Below are 12,956 nucleotides of genomic sequence, written 5' to 3' on the forward strand. Positions count from 1 at the left end.
GGCGGACGCTAGGCGGGCCGTTCCCGTCCCGGTCCGCCCCTCGGGCGGCTGTGGACGGCGCGGTCCCCTGTGGACGACCGGCGCGGGGTGGTGCCCGGCCGGGTGCAGGCTGCGCCCGTGCACCTCGTCCTCTGCTCAGGCCTCCGGCGTCTCGGGGTCCTCGTCGTCGCCGGGCGGCGGCTCGTCGGCCGGCGCGACGACCACGCCCACCGCCCCCGGGCCCACGTGCGCGCCGACCACCGCGCCGAGCTCGCTGACGTGGAACTCGCGGATGCCGGGGATGGCCTGCCGCAGCTCCGTGGCGAGGCGCTCGGCGCGCTGCGGCGCGGCCAGGTGGTGGACGGCGATGGCCGCGCCGGGCCCGCCGGCGGCCTCGGTCGCCCGCTGCACCAGGCGGGACAGGGCGCGGGCGGACGTCCGGACGCGTTCGAGCGGGACCACGCGGCCGTCGACGACGTGCAGGACCGGCTTGACCGCGAGCGCGGTGCCCAGCAGGGAGGCAGCCGCGCCGATCCGGCCGCCGCGGCGCAGGTGCTCGAGGGTGTCGACGACGAACAGCGTGCGGGTGCGCGCGGCCGTGCCGTTGGCGTCCGCGGCCACCTCCGCGGCAGTGGCGCCGCCGGCGGCGGCGCGGGCCGCGGCGAGGACGGCGAAGCCGGTGCCCATGGCCGTCGACCGGGAGTCGACGACGGTGACCAGGTGCTCGCCCACCTGCGCGGCGGCCAGGCGGGCGGCGTCCCAGGTGCCGGAGAGGTCGGCGGACAGGTGGATCGACACGACCCGGTCGGCGCCCCCGGCGAGGAGCCGGCGGTACGCGGCGACGAAGTCACCGGGGGTCGGGCGCGACGTGGAGACCTTCTGACCTCGGCTGCTCAGTGCCCGGGCGACGTCCTCGGGGGTGACGTCCTCGCCCTCGCGGCCCGACCGCCCGGCGAGGACGACGTAGCAGGGCACGACCTCGATGCCGTAGCGGGCGACGACGTCGGTCGGGAGGTAGGCCGTGGAGTCGGTGACCACGGCGACGACCACCAGGGGAGGCTAGCCCGGACCCTCCGGCGCGCCCGGAGCAGGCGACGGACGGGACCGCGGGAGGGGGCTCAGAGCACCGCGTCGGCGTCCTGCGCCGTCGTCGGTGCCCCCTCCTCCGGGGTGGCCCCGGCCTCGACCGGAGCCGCGTCCGCTCCTGGTGCCGCCGCCTCGGGAGCCGGGGCGGGCACGTCGGCCACGGTGCAGTTGTGGCGCATCAGCCGCCACCGGGTGCCCTGTCGGGCGAGCTCGCTCCACCCGCAGTTGGCCAGCGGGCCGAAGACCCGGCGGTGCTCGGGGCCCAGCTCGAGCAGCGCCTCCATCAGCCGCCCCGCGGTGCCGCCGTGGGTCACCACGACGGCCACCTCGGCCTCGGGCAGGTCGGCGAGCGCGGCCAGCGCCCGGGCGGCGACGGCCGGCGCGTCCTCCCCACCGCGGCCCTGCACGGGGCGGCCGGCCAGCCAGTCGGCGTACTGCTCGGGGTACCGGGCGGCGACGTCCTCGCGGGTCAGGCCCTCCCAGCAGCCCAGACCGTGCTCGCGCAGCCGCTCGTCGAGGCGCAGCGGCGTGTCGAGCAGACCGGTGAGCGCGGTGGCGGTCTCGGCGGCCCGGACGAGGTCGCTGGAGACCACGACGGTGCGCTCGGGTGCCAGACCGCCGGCCACCAGGTGCGGCGCGGTGCGCGCCGCCTGCCCGCGGCCCTCGGCGTTCAGCGGCGGGTCGAGCTGTCCCTGGAAGCGGCCGGTGGCGTTCCACTCGGTCCGGCCGTGGCGCCAGACGACGAGGCGGGGCACCGGCAGGTCGGGGACAGCGGCCGTCACCGGCCGGTCGCCTCCGGGCCGCCGGCCGGGTCCTGCAGCGGGTCGCTCTCCACGAGGTCGTCCTCCACGAGTTCCTCGTCGGGAACGTCCGCGGTGGGGTCGGGGGTCAGCGGCACCGGGTCGGAGCTGCCGGGGTCGACGTCGTCGGCCGAGAGCGTGCCGGAGGGGGCACCGGCGCCGTCGGCGGCCGGCGGGGCGGCGCGGTCGACGAAGGGGATGGTCGGGCAGTCCTTCCAGAGCCGCTCGAGCGCGTAGTAGGCCCGCTCCTCGGTGTGCTGCACGTGCACGACGACGTCCACGAAGTCCAGCAGCACCCAGCGGGCCTCGGCCACGCCCTCGCGGCGCACCGGCTTGACCCCGTGCCGGCGCAGCCGCTCCTCGACCTCGTCGACGATCGCCTGGACCTGCCGCTCGTTGGGCGCGGCGGCCAGCACGAACGCGTCGGTGATCGCCAGCCGGTCACTGACGTCGACGATCGAGACGTCGGTCGCGAGCTTGTCGGCGGCGGCCTGGGCCGCGAGCAGCGCGGTCTCCCGCGCCTCGGCCGAGGCGGTCATCGCGGCACCTCCTGGAGGTGGGGAGCTGGTGGGTCGGTCGGGTCGGAGGGGGACGGTCCGGGTGGGCGGTCGTGGGCCGGCCGGTCCCCGCGGGGTCCGCCGGTGCGGCGAGCCCCGGGCGCGGAGCGGTAGAGCCCGCGCTTCTCGATGTACTGCACGACGCCGTCGGGCACGAGGTACCAGACGGGCATCCCCCGGGCGACGCGGTCGCGGCAGTCGCTCGAGCTGATCGCCAGCGCCGGGATCTCGACCAGGCTGACCGAGCCCTCCGGCAGGTGCCCGTCGGCGAGCGTGTACCCGGGCCGGGTGACGCCGACGAAGTGCGCCAGCCGCAGGAAGCGCTCGCTGTCGCGCCAGCTGAGGATCTGGGCCAGCGCGTCGGCGCCGGTGATGAAGAACAGCTCGGCGTCGGGGTGCTGCTCGTGCAGGTCGGTGAGGGTGTCGATGGTGTAGGTCGGGCCCTCGCGGTCGACGTCGACCCGGCTGACGGAGAACCGCGGGTTGGACGCGGTGGCGATGACCGTCATGAGGTACCGGTCCTCGGCGGCGCTGACCACGCGCTCGCTCTTCTGCCAGGGCTGGCCGGTGGGGACGAACACCACCTCGTCGAGGCCGAAGAGGCCGGCGACCTCGCTGGCGGCCACCAGGTGCCCGTGGTGGACGGGGTCGAACGTCCCACCCATCACCCCGATCCGGCTGCCGCCCACCGATCGAGCCTAGCCGGGCGGCGCGGAGGCGGCCCGCGAGGACCCGGGGCGGGGGCTCAGGGCCGCCGGGTCCCCGCGGACCCGGCGGGCGGGTCAGAGGGTGGTGACGAAGTCCGCCAGTTGGGTGGCGTTGCGGCACTCGACCATGTCGATGACCTCGCCGTAGCGGTCGGCCGCCGAGTCCCCGCTCCCCCACAGCCGCCGCGGCTCGGGGTTGAGCCAGTGGGCCGAGCGGGCCCGCTTCACCAGGTCGGCGAGCACCGGCAGGCCGGGCTGCCGGTAGTTGGTCCGTCCGTCGCCGAGCACCAGCAGCGACGTCTTGGGCCCGACCGCCGACGGCCAGCGGTCGGCGAACACCTCCAGGGCGTTGCCGTAGTCGCTGTGCCCGTCGAAGGCCACGACGTCGGCCTCGCGCCCGATCCGGCCGATGGCGTCGGAGACGTCGGCGCCGGGCCGGAAGAAGCGGGTGACCTCGTCGGTCGCGTCGACGAAGGCGAACGCCCGCACGCCGGAGAAGTGCTCGCGCAGCGCCTGGGTGAGCATCAGCGTGAAGTGGCTGAAGCCGGCCACCGAGCCGCTGACGTCGCAGAGCACCACCAGCTCGGGCTTGTGCACCTTCCGCGGCCGGTGGTGGGTCACCACCGGCACCCCGCCGGTGCCCAGCGACGCCCGCACCGTCCGCCGGAAGTCCAGCCGCCCGACGCGGCCCATCCGCCGCCGCGCCGACAACCGCACCGCCAGCCGGCGGGCCAGCGGCGCCACGGTCCGCCGCAGCTCGGCGAGGTCGGCCTGCTGCGCGCGCAGGAAGTCGACCTGGTCGGCCAGCGGGCGCACCGCGCTCCTGGCCACCCGCTCGCGGCCGCGCTCGGCCGCCGCCCGCCGGCGCACCTCGGCGTCCACCGCGGCGCGGAAGGCGGCCAGCCGCTCGCGCACCGTCTGCCGGGCCACCTGCTCGGCCAGCCCGCCGCGGCCGCCGTCGCCCAGCAGGCCGGCGAGCAGCTGGGCGACCAGCGTGTCCGGCGACAACGCCCGCATGACCCGGTAGCCGAAGTAGGACTGCCCCGACGGCGAGGTCGGCGCCCGCCCCAGCTGGTCGACCGCCTGGCGGGCGAAGCGGCGCAGCGCCTCGTCGTCGCCGTCCACGAGCAGCCGGGCGAGCTCCTCGCGCATCCGCTGGGCGAGGTCGCGCTCGTCACCGTGCCCGTCGGGGAGGTCCAGCGTCGAGCCGGCGTCGTCGTCCCCGGGTCCGGCGTCCCCGGGTTCGGCGTCCCCGTCGGACGGGTCGCCCGCGGGCCGGTCGGCCAGCGGCCACCACAGGTCGAACAGCACGTCGTAGGCCGGCCGCTGGGCGGCCCGCTGCAGGAGCACCGCCGCCAGTCCGTGCCGCAGCTGCTCGCGCTCGAGCAGGTCGACGACGGTGAGGATCTCCGCGGCGTCGACGGCCTGGCTGATGCCCACCGGGATGCCGGCCTCGCGCACCGCCCGCACGAAGCCGTCGAGGTGCCCGGCGAGACCCCCGGTGGCGGACGACGGCGCGGTCATCAGTTGAGCCGCAGCTCGGCGGCGGCCCGGTCCTGGTCGCTGGCGTGCTTGAGCACCACGCCCAGCGTCGAGCGCACCGCCGTCTCGTCGAGGGTGTCCAGGCCCAGCTCGAGCAGCGTCTGCGCCCAGTCGAGGGTCTCCGAGATCGACGGCGACTTCTTCAGCTCCAGCGCCCGCAGCGCGCGGATGGTGCGCACCAGCTGTTCGGCGAGCCCAGGGGCGAGGTCGGGCACCCGGGACAGCACGATCTCCCGCTCCCGCTCGGCCGACGGGTAGTCCAGCGACAGGTACAGGCAGCGCCGCTTGAGCGCCTCGGACAGCTCCCGGGTGGCGTTGGAGGTCAGCACCACGGTCGGCCGCCGGGTGGCGGTGACGGTGCCGAGCTCGGGGATGGTCACCTGGAAGTCGCTGAGCACCTCCAGCAGGAGGCCCTCCACCTCGACGTCGGCCTTGTCGGTCTCGTCGATGAGCAGCACCGTGGGCTCGGTGCGCCGGATCGCCGTCAGCAGCGGCCGGGAGAGCAGGAACTCCTCACCGAAGACGTCGTCGTGCACGGCGTGCCAGTCGGCGCCGTCGCTCCCCTGCGCGGCCTGGATGCGCAGCAGCTGCTTCTTGTAGTTCCACTCGTAGAGCGCCCGCGCCTCGTCGAGGCCCTCGTAGCACTGCAGCCGGATGAGCTCCGAGCCGGTCGCCGTCGCCAGCGCCTTGGCCAGCTCCGTCTTCCCGGTGCCGGCCGGGCCCTCGACCAGCAGCGGCTTGCCCAGCCGGTCGGCGAGGAAGACCGTCGTGGCGATCTGCGCGTCGGGCAGGTACCCGGCGGTCGCCAGCCGCTTGCTCACGTCGGCGACCGAGGAGAACTGCGGCGTCTGCGTCGGCGGGCGGGGCATGCGCGCTCCTCGGGTGGGGCGGTGGGGCGGGTGGCGGCTCGGTGGCCGGGTTCAGCGCGTGTGGCCGTTCCCGGTGACGACGTAGGTGGTGCTGGTCAGCTCCGGCAGGCCCAACGGCCCGCGGGCGTGCAGCTTCTGGGTGGAGATGCCGATCTCGGCGCCGAAGCCGAACTCCCCGCCGTCGGTGAACCGGGTGGAGGCGTTGACCATCACCGCGGCGGAGTCGACCCCGGCGGTGAACGCGGCGATCGCGGCCGCGGAGTCGGCGACGATCGCCTCGGTGTGCCCGCTGCTCCACCGGGCGACGTGGTCGAGGGCGGCGGGCAGGTCGTCGACCACCCGCACGGCCATGTCCATCGACAGGTACTCGGTGGCCCAGTCCTCGTCGGTGGCCGGGACGACGGCGTCGTGGGCGGCCCGGGCGGCGTCGTCGCCGTGCAGGGTGACCCCGGCGTCGACCAGCGCCGACAGCAGCCGCGGCAGGAACGGCACGTCGCGGTGCACCAGCAGCGTCTCGGCGGAGTTGCAGACGCTCACGCGGTGCGTCTTGGAGTTGAGCACGACCGCCTCGGCCATCGCCGCGTCGGCGGAGGCGTCGACGTAGACGTGGCAGTTGCCCACGCCGGTCTCGATGACCGGCACCTGCGCCTCGCGGACGACGCGCTGGATGAGCGAGGCGCCGCCGCGCGGGATGACCAGGTCGACGTGGCCGCGCGCGGACAGCAGCTCCCCGACCGAGGCGCGGTCGGCGGGCAGCAGCTCGACCGAGCCGGCCGGCAGCCCGGCCTTCTCCCCCGCCTCGGTGAGGACGGCGACCAGCGCGGCGTTGGTGCGGTAGGCCGAGGCCGAGCCGCGCAGCAGCGCCGCGTTGCCGCTCTTGAGGCACAGGCCCGCGGCGTCGACGGTCACGTTCGGGCGGGCCTCGTAGACGATCCCGACCACGCCGAAGGGCACCCGCACCTGCCGCAGCTGCAGCCCGTTGGGCAGCCGCGAGCCGCGGACGACGTCGCCGACGGGGTCGGGCAGGGCCACCAGCTCGCGCAGCGCGGCGGCCACGCCGGCCACCCGGGCGGGGTCGAGGCGCAGCCGGTCGACCGTCGAGGCCGGGGTCCCGTCGGCCGCCGCGGCCTCGACGTCGAGCGCGTTGGCGGCCAGCACCTCGTCGGTGCGCTCGACCAGCGCGTCGGCCATCGCGGACAGCGCGGCGTCCTTGACGTCGGTCGGCAGGGTGCGCAGCACGCGGGCGGCGGCGCGGGCACGCAGGGCGGCGGCCCCGATCAGCGGGAGCTCGGCGACGTCGGGCACGTCCCGGAGGGTACGCGCCGGACCGGTCGCCCGGACCGTCCGGCAACCGTGTGAGAATGGTTCTCATGCCCAGGACCTCGACGCGCGCCGTCGCCTCCGCCGCCGCTGCCGCCACCGCCCTGCTGCTCACCGGCTGCGGCTCCGACGACGCGCAGGCCGGCGCCGCCGACGGCGTGGCCGTGGTCGCCGCCTTCTACCCCCTGCAGTGGGCCGCCGAGCGGGTCGGCGGGGACCGGGTGGACGTCACCTCGCTCACCCCGCCGGGCGCCGAGCCGCACGACCTGGAGCTCACCCCGCAGGACGTCGCCACGCTCACCGAGACCGACCTGCTCGTCTACCTCGAGGGCTTCCAGCCCGCGCTCGACGACGCCGCCGCCGAGGCCGGGGACGCCGCCTGGGACGCCGGGCAGGCCGCCGACCTCTCGCTGACCACCGAGGCGCACGAGCACGAGGGCGAGACCGAGGAGGAGCACGCCGAGCACGGCGGTGAGGAGACTCCCGACCCGCACTTCTGGCTCGACCCCACCCGCCTCGCCGACGTCGGCGACGCGCTGGCCGACCGCCTCGCCGAGGTCGACCCCGACGGCGCGGCCACGTTCCGCGACAACGCCGCGGCGCTGCGCGGCGACCTCGAGGCCCTCGACGCCGAGATGGAGCAGGGCCTGGCCGACTGCGCGGTGACCACGATGGTCACCAGCCACGACGCCTTCGGCTACCTCGCCGACCGCTACGGCCTGGAGGTCGTCGGCATCAACGGCCTGAGCCCCTCGGCCGAGCCGGACCCGGCGCAGCTCGCCGAGATCTCTACGCTGGTCCGCGAGCGCGGCGTGACGACGGTCTACACCGAGACCCTCGTCGACCCCGCCGTCGCCGAGACCGTCGCCGAGGAGGCCGGGGTGCAGACCGCCGTCCTCGACCCGCTGGAGGGGCTGACCGACGAGTCGGCCGGCTCGGACTACCTCGAGGTCATGCGGGCCGACCTGGCCACGCTGCAGGAGGGGCAGGGCTGCGCGTGACCGATCCCGCGATCCGGCTCTCCGGCGCCACCATCGGCTACGGCGACGTGGCCATCGTCCGCGACGCCGACCTGACCGTGCGGCGCGGCGAGGCGGTCGCGGTCCTCGGCTCCAACGGCTCGGGCAAGACGACCCTGTCCCGGGGCCTGCTCGGCCTGGCCACCGTCCTCGGCGGCACCGTCGAGGTGCTCGGCGCGCCCGTCGGCCGGCTGCGCGAGCGGGGCCGCGTGGGCTACGTGCCGCAGCGGCACACCGTCAGCGGGGCGATGCCGGCCACGGTGCGCGAGGTGGTCGGCGTCGGCCGGCTGCCGCGGCTGGGCCTGTTCGGCCGGCCCGGCGCGCGGGACCGGGCCGCCGTGGCCGAGGCCGTCGACGCCGTCGGCCTGGCCGACCGGCTGGCGGACCCGGTGGCCGCGCTGTCGGGCGGCCAGCAGCGGCGGGTGCTCGTGGCGCGCGCGCTGGCCGCCGAGCCCGAGCTGCTGGTCATGGACGAGCCGACCGCGGGGGTGGACGCGGCGAGCCAGGCGGCGCTGGCCACCGTGCTGGCGCGGGTGGCGGCGGCCGGGACGACACTGCTCGTCGTGACCCACGAGACCGGCCCGCTGGCCGGCGTGCTCACCCGCGCGGTCGTCGTCGACTCCGGACGGCTCACCTACGACGGGCCGCTGGCCGGGGCCGGAGCCGCCGGCCCGGACTGCCACCACCCGGACGAGGCCGCGCAGCCGCCGGTCCGCGGCTACCGCCTCGACCAGCCGCGGCCGGCGCCCGACGCCGTGCGCCTGCGCGACGGGAGCCGCTAGGTGGAACTGCTCGAGTACGGGTTCATGCAGCGGGCACTGGTGGCCAGCCTCATGGTCGGCCTGGTCGCGCCCGCCGTCGGCGTCTTCCTGGTCCAGCGGCGGCTGTCACTGCTCGGCGACGGCCTGGGGCACGTCGCGCTGACCGGCGTCGGCGTCGGCGTGCTCACCTCCAGCGCACCGGTCGGGACGGCGCTGGTCGCCGCCGTGCTCGGTGCGGTGCTCATCGAGCTGGTCCGCGCCCGCGGGCGCACCAGCGGCGACGTCGCCCTCGCCGTCCTCTTCTACGGCGGCATCGCCGGCGGCGTCGTGCTGCTGTCGCTGGCCCCGCGCGGGCAGGCCACCAACCTCGACGCCTACCTCTTCGGCGCCATCACGACGACGACGGCCGCCGACGTCGCCGTCTTCGCGGTCATCTCCGTGGTGGTGCTGGCCGTGGTGGGGCTGCTCGGCCGGCGGTTGTACGCGGTGAGCGACGACGAGGAGTACGCCCGGGCCGTCGGCCTGCCGGTGCTGCCGCTCAACGTCGTACTGGCCGCACTGGTCGCCTCGACGGTCGTGCTGTCGATGCGGGTGGTCGGGCTGCTGCTGATCAGCGCGCTGATGATCCTGCCCAGCGCCGTCGCCCAGCTGGTGGGCCGCAGCTTCCGCAGCACGCTGTACCTGGCCTGCGGCGTCGGCGTGGTGGTCAGCGTCGCCGGGACCGCCGGCTCGTACTACACCGGCACCCCGTCGGGCGGCACGATCGTGCTGCTGGCCATCGCGCTGTTCCTCGTCGTCACCGCCGGGGTCGCGCTGCGCGACGCGACGGCGCGGCGGCGGCACGGCCGCCAGGTCGAGGTGCACGCCGCCCACCCGCACGAGCACGGCGAGGGCTGCGGCCACCGGCCGGTGCCGCACGGCGACCACGTCGACTACGACCACGACGGGCACCTGCACGCGCCGCACCGGACCGGCACCGGCACCCACTACGACGAGCACAGCGAGCACGCCGTCGTCCCCCCGGTGGGGAGGGATCGGCCGTGAGCGCGGCCGAGGTCCCCGCCCGCCGGCAGACGCGGCAGCGGACGGCGGTGCTGGCGCTGCTCGACGAGCTCGACGGCTTCCGCACCGCCCAGGAGCTGCACGCCCTGCTGCGCGAGCGCGGCGACGGCGTGGGTCTGGCCACCGTCTACCGGGCGCTGCAGGCCCTGGTCGACGACGGCCTGGTCGACGTGCTGCGCAGCGAGGTCGGCGAGGCCGCCTACCGGCGCTGCTCGCCGGTGCACCACCACCACCTGGTCTGCCGGTCGTGCGGGCGCACCGTCGAGGTGGCCGACCCGCCGGTCGAGCGCTGGGCCGCCCGGGTGGCCGCCGAGCACGGCTTCGCCGACGTCCAGCACCAGCTCGAGGTGTTCGGCACCTGCGCGGCCTGCGCCGCCGCCCGGCGCTGAGGCCCGCTCAGCGGTAGGGGTCGGTCAGCTCGCGCAGCCGGGTGAGCGCCGCGCGCAGCTGGGCCGTGGCCTCCTCGCCCAGGTGCGCCGTCCACTCCGCCTCGACCTCGGCCTCCACCCGGCGGGCGACCGCCACCAACTGCTCGCCGCGCTCGGCGATCTGCACGAGCCGCGCGCGGGCGTCGGTCGGGTCGGGCACGCGGCGCACGTAGCCGGCGCGCTGGAGCTGGTCGACGAGGTGGCCGGCCGTCTGCTTGGTGACCAGCGCCTGCTCGGCCAGGTCGGTCAGCCGGGTGCCGGAGGGACCGATGCGGGCGGCCAGGCGCGCCTGGGCGAGGGTCAGGTCGTCGAAGCCCGCGGCCGCCACCGTGGCGAGCAGCCGGGCCTCCATCGCCCGGTGCGGGTAGAAGCAGAGCAGGGCCAGGTTCTGGTGGTCCCCGTCCGGCTCGCTCACGCGCCCCCCTTGACGATGGTCAGACCTTCTGACTAAATGGTCAGATCATCGTACCAACTCCGAGGAGGTCGTCGTGGACCTCGACGACGTCTGGCGCAGCATCGACGCGGAGCGGGCGAGCCTGGCCGACCTGCTCGACGACCTCACGTCGGCGGAGTGGGAGACGCCGTCCCTCTGCGCGGGCTGGCGGGTGCGGGACGTCGCGGCGCACCTGACCCAGGCGCACATGACACTCCGCGAGGCGATCGTCCCGGCGATCCGGGCCCGCGGCAGCTTCGACCGGATTATCCGCGACTCCGCGCTGCGCGTCGGCCCGCTGCCCGACGCCGAGTACGGCCGGCGGATCCGGGCGATGGTCGGCTCCCGGCGGCGGGCGCCCTTCGTCAGCCCGGTCGAGCCGCTCACCGACGTCCTCGTGCACGGCCAGGACATCGCCATCCCGCTGGGCCGGCCGCGCCCGGTCCCGGCCGCGGCTGCGGCCGTGGCGGCCCGGCGGGCCTGGGACATGAGCTTCCCGTTCCGGGCACGGAAGCGCCTGGCCGGCCTGCGGCTGCAGGCCACGGACGGCGACCTCGTGCTGGGCGAGGGCGCACCGGTCGAGGGCACGACCGGCGACCTGCTGCTGCTGGTCACCGGCCGCACCGCCACGGTGCACCGGCTCTCCGGCGCGGGGGTGCAACGGCTGCCGACGGCGACGGGCCGCCGGGAGGAGTCGAGGAGGACGACATGACCCTGGGTGTGATCACCGACGTGTCCGCACCGGTGGAGACCTACGACGTGTTGCACGCGGCGATGCTCGGGCGGATGGACCCGGCCGTCGACGGCCTGCTGCTGCACCTGGCCCGGGCGACCGCGGACGGCTTCCAGGTGATCGACGTGTGGGAGTCGCGCGAGGCCTACGAGCGCGGGATCCGCGAGGTGGTCGGGCCGGTGTCCGCGGAGGTGCTGGGCGGACGGGAACGGCCGCCCTCGGTGGTCACCGAGTTCGAGGTCCGCGGCCTGGTGCTGCCGCGGGCCGGCGTCGTCGTCTGACGCCCGTGTCCCGGCTGGCCGAGGAGGAGGACGTGGTGATCTGGGCGGTGACCGAGGACGTGTCCGCACCGGAGGTGCGGTACGACCTGGTGGAGCTGTACGACACGGTGCACCGGCTGCTGCTGGAGCGCACCGGCGGGGCCTTCGAGGGCCGGCTGGTCCACCTGGCCTGGCCGACCGCCGACGGGTTGCGGGTGGTCGAGGTGTGGGACTCCCGCGAGCAGTACGACCGCTACGGCCGCGAGGTCATCGCACCGCTGGTCGACGAGGTCCTGGCCGGGCGGCCGCACCCGCCCGAGGTGGTGACCCGCTTCGACGTCCGCGGCCTGGTGGTCCCGACCGGAGGGGTGGTGGTCCCTGCCGACGCGGCGACCCGGTGACCCGCCGGTCGCCGTGAACGGCCTCCGACTGCGCGGCGTCCAGCACGACCGGCTGGTTGCCGCCGACGATGACGACCTCCTCGCCGCGCTCGGCGGCGGCGAGCAGCTGGGGCAGCCTGGTCGTCGCGTCCTGCCCGTCCACGTGGGTCACCCGCCGAGGACGGCGCCCTCGTACCGGGTCGGCCAGGACGGCCCTTGGCCGACCCGGTCGTCGCGTCAGTTGAGCGCCCGGGTCCCCGGCGGGAGGACGCCGCCGGCGACCATCTCGGCCGCGGCGTCCTGCAGCGCGGTGAGCGCGACCCGCTGGGTGAACGGGCCGGTGGAGACCCGGGCGACGCCGAGCTCCTGCATCTCGCGGGCCGGCAGCGAGGCCCCGGGGACGCTGATCAGCGTCAGCTTCCCGGGGCCGAGGCCCTCGACGACCGCGGCGATCTCCTCGCGGTCGACCAGCCGCGGCACGAACACCACCGGGGCGCCGGCCTCGAGGAAGGCCCGGCCGCGCCGGATCGCCTCGGCGACGAGCTCCCCGCGGTCGGCGCCCTCGGCGGCGCGCACGAAGGCGTCGGTGCGGGCGTTGAGCACGAAGTCGATCCCGGCGTCGCGACCGGCCCGCACGACCGCCTCGACGGCGGCCACGGCCTCGTCGAGCGGCTTCATCTGGTCCTCGAGGTTGCCGCCGACGACCCCCTTCTCGATCGCGCGGCGGGCGGTCTCGCCGGCGTCGCCGTAGCCGGCCTCTATGTCCATGCTCACCGGCAGGTCCACCGCGGCGGCGATCCGGCCGACCATGTCCAGGTGCAGGTCGAGCGGGATGTTCTCGCCGTCCTGGTAGCCGAACGTCGCGGCGATGCCGTGGCTGGCGGTGGCCAGCGCGCGGACGCCGTCGGTGGCGGCCACCACCTGCGCGGAGACGACGTCCCACACGTTGGCGAGGACGAGGATCTCCGGAGCGGTGTGCAGGTCGAGGAGGGTGCGGGCGTGGCTGGCGAGGTCGGTCAC

16 protein-coding genes are annotated in these 12,956 nt (G+C 76.2%); 7 read left to right on the plus strand and 9 right to left on the minus strand.

The features are described 5' to 3' along the window. Positions 1-135: 135 nt before the first annotated feature. From LY71_RS19740 to LY71_RS19770, 7 genes are all read right to left on the minus strand, one after another. Positions 136-1,029: a DegV family protein gene (locus tag LY71_RS19740; RefSeq protein WP_106280924.1), complete on the minus strand. Its 894-nt coding sequence runs from the start codon at positions 1,027-1,029 to the stop codon at positions 136-138. Between the two features lie 68 nt (positions 1,030-1,097). Continuing rightward, complete coding sequence (locus tag LY71_RS19745) at positions 1,098-1,847, minus strand: histidine phosphatase family protein (RefSeq protein WP_106280926.1); 750 nt, start codon at positions 1,845-1,847, stop codon at positions 1,098-1,100. Further along, on the minus strand, positions 1,844-2,404 hold the full coding sequence (gene rsfS / locus LY71_RS24280) for a ribosome silencing factor (RefSeq protein WP_170121421.1): 561 nt from the start codon (positions 2,402-2,404) through the stop codon (positions 1,844-1,846). The genes LY71_RS19745 and rsfS overlap by 4 nt, the downstream gene beginning before the upstream one ends. Beyond that, the gene (gene nadD, locus LY71_RS19755) at positions 2,401-3,111 is read right to left on the minus strand and encodes a nicotinate-nucleotide adenylyltransferase (RefSeq protein WP_245888123.1); all 711 of its coding nucleotides are present in this window, start codon (positions 3,109-3,111) and stop codon (positions 2,401-2,403) included. The genes rsfS and nadD overlap by 4 nt, the downstream gene beginning before the upstream one ends. A gap of 93 nt (positions 3,112-3,204) precedes the next feature. Further along, on the minus strand, positions 3,205-4,653 hold the full coding sequence (locus LY71_RS19760; protein ID WP_106280928.1) for a vWA domain-containing protein: 1,449 nt from the start codon (positions 4,651-4,653) through the stop codon (positions 3,205-3,207). Further along, positions 4,653-5,540, minus strand: a complete 888-nt coding sequence (locus tag LY71_RS19765; protein ID WP_106280930.1) for an AAA family ATPase — start codon at positions 5,538-5,540, stop codon at positions 4,653-4,655. The genes LY71_RS19760 and LY71_RS19765 overlap by 1 nt, the downstream gene beginning before the upstream one ends. Before the next feature lie 51 nt (positions 5,541-5,591). Then, the gene (locus tag LY71_RS19770) at positions 5,592-6,845 is read right to left on the minus strand and encodes a glutamate-5-semialdehyde dehydrogenase (protein ID WP_106280933.1); all 1,254 of its coding nucleotides are present in this window, start codon (positions 6,843-6,845) and stop codon (positions 5,592-5,594) included. A 65-nt stretch (positions 6,846-6,910) separates the two neighbouring features. Between LY71_RS19770 and LY71_RS19775 the strand changes: the two genes are divergently transcribed. Genes LY71_RS19775 through LY71_RS19790 form a run of 4 tightly spaced genes read left to right on the plus strand, consistent with a single transcriptional unit; the run spans position 6,911 to position 10,091 of the window. Continuing rightward, entirely contained in the window at positions 6,911-7,861 is a 951-nt protein-coding gene (locus LY71_RS19775; RefSeq protein ID WP_106280936.1) for a metal ABC transporter substrate-binding protein, read from the plus strand. Continuing rightward, complete coding sequence (locus LY71_RS19780; RefSeq protein WP_245888124.1) at positions 7,858-8,661, plus strand: metal ABC transporter ATP-binding protein; 804 nt, start codon at positions 7,858-7,860, stop codon at positions 8,659-8,661. Before LY71_RS19775 ends, LY71_RS19780 begins: the two co-directional genes overlap by 4 nt. Continuing rightward, positions 8,662-9,684: a metal ABC transporter permease gene (locus LY71_RS19785; RefSeq protein WP_106280940.1), complete on the plus strand. Its 1,023-nt coding sequence runs from the start codon at positions 8,662-8,664 to the stop codon at positions 9,682-9,684. It begins immediately after the preceding gene. Then, positions 9,681-10,091 carry a Fur family transcriptional regulator gene (locus LY71_RS19790; protein ID WP_106280941.1) on the plus strand — a complete coding sequence of 137 codons (411 nt, stop codon included), beginning with the start codon at positions 9,681-9,683 and terminating at the stop codon, positions 10,089-10,091. The genes LY71_RS19785 and LY71_RS19790 overlap by 4 nt, the downstream gene beginning before the upstream one ends. 7 nt (positions 10,092-10,098) lie before the next feature. Here LY71_RS19790 and LY71_RS19795 read toward each other — a convergent pair whose 3' ends face one another. Next, positions 10,099-10,545 (minus strand): MarR family winged helix-turn-helix transcriptional regulator, encoded by a 447-nt coding sequence (locus tag LY71_RS19795; RefSeq protein WP_106280944.1) that lies wholly within the window; start codon positions 10,543-10,545, stop codon positions 10,099-10,101. Between the two features lie 73 nt (positions 10,546-10,618). Here LY71_RS19795 and LY71_RS19800 point away from each other — a divergent pair, with 73 nt between their 5' ends. The 3 genes from LY71_RS19800 to LY71_RS19810 are packed head-to-tail and all read left to right on the plus strand — an operon-like array spanning position 10,619 to position 11,957. Further along, positions 10,619-11,275, plus strand: a complete 657-nt coding sequence (locus tag LY71_RS19800) for a maleylpyruvate isomerase family mycothiol-dependent enzyme (RefSeq protein WP_106280947.1) — start codon at positions 10,619-10,621, stop codon at positions 11,273-11,275. Beyond that, a complete protein-coding gene (locus LY71_RS19805; protein ID WP_106280949.1) occupies positions 11,272-11,577 on the plus strand; it encodes a hypothetical protein in 306 nt (101 codons plus the stop codon). Before LY71_RS19800 ends, LY71_RS19805 begins: the two co-directional genes overlap by 4 nt. A 5-nt stretch (positions 11,578-11,582) precedes the next feature. Next, positions 11,583-11,957 carry a hypothetical protein gene (locus LY71_RS19810; protein WP_106280952.1) on the plus strand — a complete coding sequence of 125 codons (375 nt, stop codon included), beginning with the start codon at positions 11,583-11,585 and terminating at the stop codon, positions 11,955-11,957. Between the two features lie 216 nt (positions 11,958-12,173). Here the strand turns inward: LY71_RS19810 and LY71_RS19815 are convergent, their stop codons facing one another. Continuing rightward, positions 12,174-12,956: an isocitrate lyase/PEP mutase family protein gene (locus LY71_RS19815; protein ID WP_106280955.1), complete on the minus strand. Its 783-nt coding sequence runs from the start codon at positions 12,954-12,956 to the stop codon at positions 12,174-12,176.

Origin of the sequence: Geodermatophilus tzadiensis (genome assembly GCF_003002915.1) — a bacterium.
Classification (GTDB): domain Bacteria; phylum Actinomycetota; class Actinomycetes; order Mycobacteriales; family Geodermatophilaceae; genus Geodermatophilus; species Geodermatophilus tzadiensis.